This window comes from Stenotrophomonas sp. GD03777, assembly GCF_029842485.1.
Lineage (GTDB): Bacteria > Pseudomonadota > Gammaproteobacteria > Xanthomonadales > Xanthomonadaceae > Stenotrophomonas > Stenotrophomonas sepilia.
Genome location: NZ_JAOCGL010000047.1, coordinates 20904 through 30444 on the forward strand (window position 1 = coordinate 20904; position 9541 = coordinate 30444).

Sequence of the window (9541 nt, forward strand, 5' to 3'; positions counted from 1 at the left end):
AATTTCCGGTTCTTTCCGTCCCATTCATACGAGAGGCCCCCAATGGCCACGAAGCGCACCTACCAGCCCAGCAACCTCAAGCGTAAGCGCGACCACGGCTTCCGTGCCCGTATGAAGACCGCTGACGGCCGCAAGATCCTGTCGCGTCGCCGCGCCAAGGGCCGCAAAGTCCTGAGCGCCTGATTGCCATGCCGCACCCTGCGGCAGACGCAATCCCTTCGACAGTGAATACTGCAGACCCGCGCAAGCGATTCCCTCGCTCTGCGCGGGTTCGCACGCGTGCCGAATACTCAACGGTCTTCAACGGCGCCCGCCGTGTGTCCGATCCGCTGATGACCCTGCACTGGCTGCCGGCTGACCGGCCGGCCAGGCTGGGTCTGGCGGTTTCCCGCAAGGTCGATCCGAACGCCGTTGGGCGTAACCGGATCAAGCGCGTCCTGCGCGACATCCTGCGTCAGACACGTACCGATATCCAGCCAGGCGACTTCGTCGTCGTGGCCCGTAGTGCTGCGCGTTCCGCCAGCAACGACGAGATCCGCCAGGCCTTCCTGCGCCTGCTGCGTCGCCTGCGTGCATTGCCCGCGCCGGGCGTGGACGGCACAATGCCGCCGCCTGATGGCATCGCAACTCCTTCTTTGACCGAGCCGGCATCGCGTCCCGGCCCCGCCGAGCCTGTCCGCTGATGAACCAGACCCGCGTATTCCTCATTTTTGCCTGGCTGATGGTGGCCGTGCTGCTGTGGATGGAGTGGAGCCGTGAAAAGGCTGCTCCGACCCCGCCACCGACGACCACGTCGGCCCCGGCTGCCGTACAGAGTGTTCCGGGCGCTGCCTCGGGCAGCATTCCCAGTGCACAGGTCCCGGGCGCCCCGGGCCAGGCCGCTGTGCAGGCGCAGGCCAGTGCCACCCCGGCCAGCCAGCGCGTGACCGTCACCACGGACGTGCTGCGCCTGGTGCTTGATGGTGGCCGCGTGCTCGACGCCGAGCTGCTGCAGTTCCCGCAGACCAAGGACGAAGGCAGCCCGCCGGTTCGCCTGCTGACCGAAGACCCCGCGCATCCGTACAGCGCGATCAGTGGCTGGGCCAGCGAAGACAAGAACACCCCGGTTCCCGGCGCCGACGGCTTCAAGCTGGTCGGTGACACCAAGGACTTCGTGCTGGCCAAGGGCCAGAACGAGCTGCAGATCCCGTTCGTGTGGACTGCCGACAACGGCGTGACCATCAAGCGCACCCTGACTGTCTCGCGCAACGAGTACGCCGTGCGCTTCAAGGACGAAGTCAGCAATGCCGGCGCCGCGCCGTGGAACGGCTACGTCTACCGCACCCTGGACCGCACCCCGACCATCCTGTCGCGGAGCATGACCAACCCGGACTCCTTCAGCTTCAACGGTGCCACCTGGTACGACAACGACAAGAAGTACCAGCGTCGTGCGTTCAAGGACTACCTGGAAGACGGCACGCTCAACCAGAACATCACCGGCGGCTGGCTGGCGATGCTGCAGCACCACTTCTTCACCGCCTGGATCCCGCAGAAGGACCAGACCGCACACTACGTACTGTCGCAGGTGGCCGGTCGTGACCTGATCGAAGCGCGTGGCCCGGCCTTCACCGTGGCCCCGGGCCAGTCCACCAGCACCGAAGCCCGCCTGTGGGTCGGCCCGAAGCTGGTCAACCTGATTGCCAAGGAAGACGTGCCGGGCCTGGACCGCGTGGTCGACTACAGCCGCTTCTCGATGATGGCGGTGATCGGCCAGGGCCTGTTCTGGGTGCTGAACCAGGTGCACAAGCTGGTCGGCAACTGGGGCTGGGCGATCGTCGGCCTGGTGGTGCTGCTGAAGCTGGTGCTGTACCCGCTGTCGGCGACCCAGTACAAGAGCGGTGCCAAGATGCGTCGCTTCCAGCCGCGCATCGCGCAGCTGAAGGAACGCTATGGCGATGACCGCCAGAAGTTCCAGACCGCGATGATGGAGCTGTACAAGAAGGAAAAGATCAATCCGATGGGCGGCTGCCTGCCGATCCTCATCCAGATGCCGATCTTCTTCGCCCTGTACTGGGTGCTGGTGGAATCGGTCGAACTGCGCCAGGCGCCCTGGTTCGGCTGGATCCAGGACCTCACTGCACGCGACCCGTACTTCATCCTGCCGGTGATCAACGTGGCGGTGATGTGGTTCACCCAGAAGCTGACCCCGGCACCGGGCATGGACCCGATGCAGCAGAAGATGATGCAGTTCATGCCGCTGGTGTTCGGCGTCATGATGGCCTTCATGCCGTCCGGCCTGGTCCTGTACTGGGTGGTCAACGGCGGCCTGGGCCTGCTGCAGCAGTGGTGGATGACCAAGCGCCATGGCGGCGAGCCGGTCCCGGCCACCACCACTCCGGCCCCGGTCAAAAAGAAGTAATCGGTAGAGCCGGCCGCTGGCCGGCTGACCCCAGCAGAAGCCCGCCGCAAGGCGGGCTTTTCGCATGCGGCGGTAGAATCGCCGGCACACCGTTCCTCCCACCTTCGAGTCCGCCATGCCGCGTGCGTCGTCGTTCCGCCTGTTCCTGCCCTCGCTGTTGTTGACCCTGGTTGTTGCCGGCTGCGGCGACAAGGACGCGAAGGCGCCGGCGACCACCGTCACCCAGGCGAGCGCGCAGGCTGCGGCCGCCGCCGATCCTGCCGCTTCGCCGTTGCTGGCGGCGCTGCAGAAGCAGCTCGATGGCTACCGCCGGATCATCGTGCTGCTGGCCGACGAGGAGCAGCAGTCGACCGCCGACCGCGGCACCTCCACGCGTGTGGGACAGCAGCTGTTCCACGATGGCCTGGAACAGCGAACGACCATCGCCGCGCAGTTCGACACCCTGCTGCGCGGTTCCAGCCCGCAGCGCTTTGCCACTCTCGGCACGGTGCTGGACTACATCGAGTCTGCGCCGGAACTGTTCGACGCCGATCGCCTGGCCTTCCGTGAAGTGCTGCGTGACCTGCATGAGCGGGTCGGCACCGATTCCTCGCTGCCGGCGGTGAAGCTGCACCAGCGCATCGGTGAGGATCTGGAAGCGCTCGATGAGATCGAGCGCAACTACAACCAGGAACTGACCCGCATCTTCAGCCGCTTCGAGCGCACCCGCGCCATCGAACTGAAGCGCGAGAAGTGGGACGACTACATCGCCCACCTGCACAAGGACTACAGCCGTGAAGCGATCCTGCGCGACTACGGGGTGATCGAGCCGTATCCGATGTCGATGAAGGACAGTGACCGCGAGATCTTCGGCCGAGACCTGCCGGCCAAGACCGTGGTGCTGACCTTCGACGACGGTCCGCACAAGGCCTACACCGATGAAGTGGTGGCCATCCTCAAGCGTTACGACGTGCCGGGCGTGTTCTTCGAAGTGGGCCGCAACCTGGGCAAGGTCGAGGCCGATGGCAAGGTCAGCCTCGGCCCGATGGCGAAGATCAGCCGCAACCTGATGGAACAGGGCTATGCGGTCGGCAACCACAGCCTGACCCACGCCCAGCTGTCGCGCACCACCGGCGACGCCCTGCGCCAGCAGGTGCTGGACACCGACACGCTGCTGAAGGATGTCGACAGCAAGCGCGCGCCGCTGTTCCGCTTCCCGTACGGCGCGCGCAATGCCGAAGGCCTGCAGCTGCTCAACGAAGCCGGGCTGAAGTCGATCATGTGGAACATCGACTCGATGGACTGGGCTGACCCGGTGCCGGAATCGATCGTGCAGCGCGTACTCGACCAGGTGAACAAGGAGCAGCGCGGCATCATCCTGTTCCATGACATCCACGATCGCGCAGTGAAGGCGCTGCCGCAGATCCTCGACCGGCTGATCGCCGAGGGTTACCAGTTTGCCGGCTGGAACGGCCGCGACTTCACCGTGGCCCGTGCGCGCAAGGGTGATGCCGCTGCCGCCACCGTCACCACCGGCTACGAGAAGTCGTGGGCGATCGTGGTCGGCATCGACAACTACGCCAAGTGGCCGAAGCTGGAATACGCCAGCCATGATGCGCAGGCAGTGGCCGATACCCTGACCGGGCAGTTCGGCTTCCCGTCCTCGCAGGTGATCGTGCTGAAGAACGAGCAGGCCACGCGCAACAACATCCTCGCGGCCTTCCACGACCGCCTGGCTGACGATCGCACCGGGAAGAACGACCGCGTGTTCGTATTCTTCGCTGGCCACGGCGCGACCCGCCAGCTCGCCTCCGGGCGCGACCTCGGCTACATCATCCCGGTCGATTCTGATCCGAAGGAATTCGCCACCGACGCGATTGCGATGACCGACATCCAGAACATCGCCGAAAGCATGCAGGCCAAGCATGTGTTGTTCGTGATGGATGCCTGCTACAGCGGCCTGGGCCTGACCCGTGGCGGCCCGTCGTCGTCGTCGTTCCTGCGCGAGAACGCACGTCGCAGCGCGCGGCAGATGCTGACCGCCGGCGGCGCCGACCAGCAGGTGGCCGATGCCGGCCCCAACGGCCACTCGGTGTTCACCTGGGTGCTGCTGCAGGCGCTGGCTGGCAAGGGTGACCTCAACGGCGACGGCCTGATCACCGGTACCGAGCTGGCCGCCTACGTGGCGCCGGCCGTATCGGCGGTCTCGCACCAGACCCCGGCCTTCGGCAGCCTGCCCGGTTCGCAAGGCGGCGAGTTCGTGTTCCAGGTGCCGGACAGCCAGGAATTCCTCAATGCCGATACGCGCCAGCTGACCGCCGATGCGATCGCGCTGAACAACAAGGTGGAGGCCGCCAGCGAGGCCAAGGGCAGCCAGGCACCGGTGACGGTGGCTGACCTGCAGGGCGGCAAGGCCAAGCTGGTAGTGCCCTCCGCCGGACCGGCGTCCGACCGCCAGCGCGCGCAGCAGGCCAACGACCGTGGCCTGCAGCTGTACCGCGAGAAGCAGTACGACGAGGCAGCCGCGCAGTTCACCGAAGCGCTGAAGCTGCGTCCGGACTTTGCCCAGGCCGCCAACAACCTCGGCTTCGTCTACTACCGTCAGCAGCGCTACGCTGAAGCCGCACGCTGGCTGGAGAACACGCTGAAGATCGATCCGTCGCGTGCGGTGGCCTATCTCAACCTGGGCGATGCCTACTTCAACGCCGGCGACAAGGCCAAGGCGAAGCAGGCCTACACGACCTACCTGGCGCTGCAGCCGCAGGGCAGTGGTGCCGCGCAGGCACGCGCGCAGCTGGAGAAACTCTGAACCATGAACGACGCGATCCGTACCGACACCATCGTGGCCATCGCCAGCGCTCCGGGCGCTGGCGGTGTCGGCCTTCTGCGCCTGTCCGGTTCGCGCGCTGCGGCGATCGCCCGCGCGCTGGGTGCGCCTGCACTGCGCCCCCGCCATGCGCACTACGCACGCCTGCGCGACGCTGATGGCGAGGTCATCGACGATGGCATCGTGCTGTGGTTCCCGGCGCCGAACAGCTTCACAGGCGAAGAGGTGGTGGAACTGCAGGGGCACGGCAGCCCGGTCCTGCTGCAGCAACTGGTCGCGCGCTGCATTGCGCTCGGTGCGCGCCAGGCGCGGCCGGGTGAGTTCAGCGAACGCGCGTTCCTCAACGGCAAGCTCGACCTGGCCCAGGCCGAGGCCATCGCCGACCTGATCGCGGCCGGCGACAACCGCGCCGCACGCGCCGCGCGACGTTCGCTGGATGGTGTGTTCTCGCGGCGCATCGACGCCGTGGTCGAGCAGTTGGTGCTGCTGCGCATCCACGTGGAAGCAGCCATCGACTTCGCCGACGAACCGCTGGATACCCTCGGTGGCGCGCAGGTGCGGCGTGGCCTGGAACAGGCGCGCAGTGATCTCGCCCTGCTGCGCCGCGACGCCGAACGTGGCCGCCGCCTGCGCGATGGCCTGCATGCCGTGCTGATCGGTCCGCCGAATGCCGGCAAGAGCTCACTGCTGAACGCGCTGGCCGGCAGCGAACGCGCCATCGTTACCGACATCGCCGGCACCACCCGCGACACGTTGCGCGAGACCATCCGCCTGGATGGCCTGGAGCTGACCCTGGTCGACACCGCCGGCCTGCGCGACGGCGGCGATGCCATCGAACGCGAAGGCATGCGCCGCGCGCACGTGGAAATCGAGCGCACCGACCTGGCGCTGATCGTGCTGGATGCGCGCGATCCGGCGGCCGGGCAGGCGGCGTTGGGTGACGCCGTGGCAGCAGTGCCGCACAAGATCTACATCCACAACAAATCGGACCTGCTCGGTGTGCTGCCGGCGCTGGACGACCCGGACCGCGTGTTCGTTTCGGCCGCCACCGGCGCCGGGCTGGACGACCTGCATGCGCGCCTGCGTTCGATTGCCTCGGCCGGGGCAGGGGAGCAGGTGGATGGCGAGTTCTCCGCGCGCACGCGCCATGTGCATGCCATCGAGCGAGCGCAGGAACACGCGCAGCGCGCCGATGGCGAGCTGGCGCACGAGCACCTGGAGCTGGCCGCCGAGGAATTGCGGCTGGCGCATGATGCGCTGGGTGAGATCACCGGGCAGATGAGTGCCGATGATCTGCTGGGAAGGATCTTCTCCAGTTTCTGCATCGGCAAGTAACACGGGGTCACATCCCCGAAGACGCTCTGATCGTCTAGCTTACCCATGACTGGCGGCAATGGGTTTCAAACCTGTGCGCGACACCTCCTTGATATCATCCCGCCATGAACCCGATTACCGACAGTGACGTGCGATCAGCTCTGCTGGGCAAGGTCATTGCTGAGCATGTCGCAAATCCAAACACGCTTGTGGTGGAGGAAATGGGGCTTGCGCGCGGCGCCTGCCGTGTCGATGTATGTGTCATCAATGGCCACCTGCACGGCTACGAGATCAAGAGTGATGTCGACACGCTGCGGAGACTCCCGTTGCAGCAGCAGTTCTACTCCGATGTCCTCGACAAGGCGACGATCGTGGTGGGTCAGCGCCACCTGGACCATGCATTGGAGACGTTGCCTGCTTGGTGGGGGGTCAGGCTGGCATCACGTGGAGCGCGCAACGCAGTGAGGCTAGAACTAGTGCGGCCTGCAAAACTCAATCCATCAGTGAGCGCGACGGCCGTCGCAGCACTCCTATGGCGCGATGAACTTTCTGCTCTGATCGGTGGGCGGACGCCGGAAAGATCAGCGCTGCGCGGCAACCGCGCAACGCTATGCGAACGACTGTCGGAGCTCTACAGTCTTGCGGAAATCCGTGCGCTGGTCAGGGAACAGTTGAAGCGCCGGTCAGACTGGCGAGGTCGCGAACAACCTTAGTCATATGGTGGTTGGTCGCCACCGTTGGCCAGGTCGAGCTTCCCCCGGTACTGGTGACACTGTTTGCGCAGTCTTCGATGTACGCATCGCCCCAGCTGTAGCCGCGCCCCATGAAGACCACCGGCAGATCGGAGACCAGGTGCCTGCACAGATCACGGTACTGGTCGCGGCCATTGCGCTTGATCTGGGTACCCACAACAATCCGCCACTGATCATCGATCGTGTACTTGATCTTGGCGTTGGGGTCGAACAGGCGCGGATCCATCAGTTCCGTCTGCGGGGAAGCGCAGCCATAGTCACCAAACCACGGCATCCGTCCAGAATGCATGCCGGCTAGCCGCGTGTACGCGCGCCATTCCCGGCGATTCACATCGCCATGTGGGCGATAGCTCGAAGAGGGGCTCAGACTGGCAGGAAAACTGCCTCCTACGATGGTGATTGATCTCCAGTCGGCCAGATCCGGAACCGCCGCAATCCATGCCTGCCAAGTCGATGCCTGCAGCGTGGGTGAGTCGGCGACGTCGGCCGAGCTATCGAGGATCAGATCCACCTGACCAGATACCACTCCCAACAGTCTCAGCAGCCCGGAGATCCGAGCAAGGCGTCCTCCTTCAAGATCATCCGGTACGAGCCGCAATCCGCAGCCACGATCATCGCGTGCGACAATGCGTGCCACCGCCTGTTGGTAGTCGACGTGCCGGTCAATGCCGGTAACGGGAATGGCCTCGCATCCCGCGGTGCGAATGAGGTCGAAGATCCGCTCCAGATGATGCTGGCCGTCCGCCATGGTGTCGTCCCCAGCAAGATAGGGCGAATCAAACAGGCAGCGGCGCGACTTCCAGTTACTGCTCAGACGTCTGCCCACATTCTTCAGGTGGTCATCGAGTGACTTGGCCGGCGCATCGTTCTCGAAGTCCCACTGCTCGATAGGGATCTCGAACAGAGGATAGATCCCATCCTTGATTCCTTCGTTGGTACGACCCACCGCGAGATACTCACCCTGTCGCCATTTGAGGATCGGCATGTACATCGGTTGTTCCATGATCTGCCCCTGACAACCCGCTTTTGGTCATTCGAGGCTAGTCGCGGGCCATATAGCGCTTCAATCAGAATTGTTTGAAGAGTGGCGGCGGTCAGATCGGAGCCCCTGCCGGCATCCGCTCCCCCCCTTCCCCCACCTGTCATATTGCCGCCGCATACTGACAGCCATCACATACCGCTTGGGGAAGTCGCAGTGAAGTCGTGGGGTTGTGCGTTGCTGTTGTCGCTGGCCGTGGCACCATCGGTGGCCATGAGTGCTGAATCCTCCACCCCGGCCGCACCCAAGGTGTCGGTCTATGGTCATCGCGGCGCAAGCGCACTGCTGCCCGAGCACACCCTGGCGTCGTACGCGCAGGCGATCGCCGATGGCGCCGACTACATCGAACCGGACCTGGTGATGACCAGGGACGGGGTGATGGTGGCCCGCCACGAGAACGAGATCGGCGGCACCACCGACGTCGCCTCGCATCCGGAGTTCGCCAGCCGCCGCACGAGCAAGGTGATCGACGGTCAGAAGGTCGACGGCTGGTTCACCGAAGACTTCACCCTGGCCGAGCTGAAGACCCTGTACGCGCGTGAGCGCCTGCCGGAGCTGCGCAGTACTGCCTACGACGGCCAGTTCCGCATCGCCAGCCTGGACGAGATCCTGGCCTTCCTGGTGCAGCAGGCCGGGCGTGCCAACCGCGGCATCGGCCTGGTGCCGGAGATCAAGCACCCGACCTACTTCCAGTCCATCGGCCTGCCGATGGAAGACAAGCTGCTGGCCGCACTGCGTGGCAACGCGTACACCAATGTCGGGCCGGTCACCATCCAGTCATTCGAGACCGCCAACCTGCGCTACCTGCGCGGGAGGATCGGCCGGGGCAGCAACATCCGGCTGCTGCAGCTGCTGTGGAAGGGCGATACCCAGCCGGCCGACATCGTCAAGGCCGGCGGCGCGCTGACCTATGCGCAGATGATGACCCCGGCCGGCCTGAAGGACATTGCCGGCTACGCCGATGGTATCGGCCCCGAGCTGCGTTCGATCATTCCACTGGATGCCAAGGGCGCGCTGGGCACGCCGACCTCGCTGGTACGTGACGCGCATGCCGCTGGCCTGATGGTGATTCCGTACACCTTCCGCCCGGAAAACCACTTCCAGCCCAGCAACCTGCGCCAGGGTGCCGACAGCGCGCGCAATGCCGAGGGATCGATCGCCGAGATGCGGGCTTACCTGGCGACGGGCATCGATGCCTTCTTCACCGACGACCCGGCACTGGGCAGGCAGGC

Annotated in this window: 8 protein-coding genes; 7 read left to right on the plus strand and 1 reads right to left on the minus strand. The window is 65.3% G+C overall.

The window, feature by feature from the left end:
- The first annotated feature begins 42 nt into the window (after nucleotides 1-42).
- The 6 genes from rpmH to N5E02_RS11840 all read left to right on the plus strand — a co-directional run bounded on the left by rpmH (nucleotide 43) and on the right by N5E02_RS11840 (nucleotide 7231).
- Complete coding sequence (rpmH, locus tag N5E02_RS11815) at nucleotides 43-183, plus strand: 50S ribosomal protein L34 (protein WP_005411729.1); 141 nt, start codon at nucleotides 43-45, stop codon at nucleotides 181-183.
- 5 nt (nucleotides 184-188) lie between these two features.
- Nucleotides 189-683, plus strand: coding sequence for a ribonuclease P protein component (gene rnpA / locus N5E02_RS11820; protein WP_072168770.1), 495 nt, complete (start codon nucleotides 189-191; stop codon nucleotides 681-683).
- Nucleotides 683-2398, plus strand: a complete 1716-nt coding sequence (gene yidC / locus N5E02_RS11825) for a membrane protein insertase YidC (RefSeq protein WP_111175889.1) — start codon at nucleotides 683-685, stop codon at nucleotides 2396-2398. Before rnpA ends, yidC begins: the two co-directional genes overlap by 1 nt.
- Nucleotides 2399-2513: 115 nt before the next feature.
- Nucleotides 2514-5186 carry a polysaccharide deacetylase family protein gene (locus N5E02_RS11830; RefSeq protein WP_065186615.1) on the plus strand — a complete coding sequence of 891 codons (2673 nt, stop codon included), beginning with the start codon at nucleotides 2514-2516 and terminating at the stop codon, nucleotides 5184-5186.
- Between the two features lie 3 nt (nucleotides 5187-5189).
- Nucleotides 5190-6539, plus strand: coding sequence for a tRNA uridine-5-carboxymethylaminomethyl(34) synthesis GTPase MnmE (mnmE, locus tag N5E02_RS11835; protein WP_279946288.1), 1350 nt, complete (start codon nucleotides 5190-5192; stop codon nucleotides 6537-6539).
- Nucleotides 6540-6643: 104 nt separating this feature from the next.
- Complete coding sequence (locus N5E02_RS11840; RefSeq protein WP_080104375.1) at nucleotides 6644-7231, plus strand: sce7726 family protein; 588 nt, start codon at nucleotides 6644-6646, stop codon at nucleotides 7229-7231.
- On the opposite strand, the gene N5E02_RS11845 is transcribed toward N5E02_RS11840, so the two are convergent.
- Nucleotides 7179-8261 carry a beta family protein gene (locus N5E02_RS11845; protein WP_005421222.1) on the minus strand — a complete coding sequence of 361 codons (1083 nt, stop codon included), beginning with the start codon at nucleotides 8259-8261 and terminating at the stop codon, nucleotides 7179-7181. The two genes, N5E02_RS11840 and N5E02_RS11845, sit on opposite strands and share 53 nt — an antisense overlap.
- Before the next feature lie 204 nt (nucleotides 8262-8465).
- On the opposite strand from N5E02_RS11845, the gene N5E02_RS11850 reads away from it, so the two are divergent.
- Nucleotides 8466-9541, plus strand: a 1076-nt coding sequence (locus N5E02_RS11850) for a glycerophosphodiester phosphodiesterase (RefSeq protein ID WP_279946289.1), incomplete at its 3' end; no start/stop codon positions are given.

Bases quoted from the DNA above. Each gene is read 5' to 3' on its own strand.
- rnpA (WP_072168770.1), top strand. From the start codon at position 189: ATGCCGCACCCTGCGGCAGACGCAATCCCTTCGACAGTGAATACTGCA.
- rpmH (WP_005411729.1), top strand. From the start codon at position 43: ATGGCCACGAAGCGCACCTACCAGCCCAGCAACCTCAAGCGTAAGCGC.
- yidC (WP_111175889.1), top strand. From the start codon at position 683: ATGAACCAGACCCGCGTATTCCTCATTTTTGCCTGGCTGATGGTGGCC.
- N5E02_RS11845 (WP_005421222.1), bottom strand. From the start codon at position 8,261: ATGTACATGCCGATCCTCAAATGGCGACAGGGTGAGTATCTCGCGGTG.
- mnmE (WP_279946288.1), top strand. From the start codon at position 5,190: ATGAACGACGCGATCCGTACCGACACCATCGTGGCCATCGCCAGCGCT.
- N5E02_RS11830 (WP_065186615.1), top strand. From the start codon at position 2,514: ATGCCGCGTGCGTCGTCGTTCCGCCTGTTCCTGCCCTCGCTGTTGTTG.
- N5E02_RS11840 (WP_080104375.1), top strand. From the start codon at position 6,644: ATGAACCCGATTACCGACAGTGACGTGCGATCAGCTCTGCTGGGCAAG.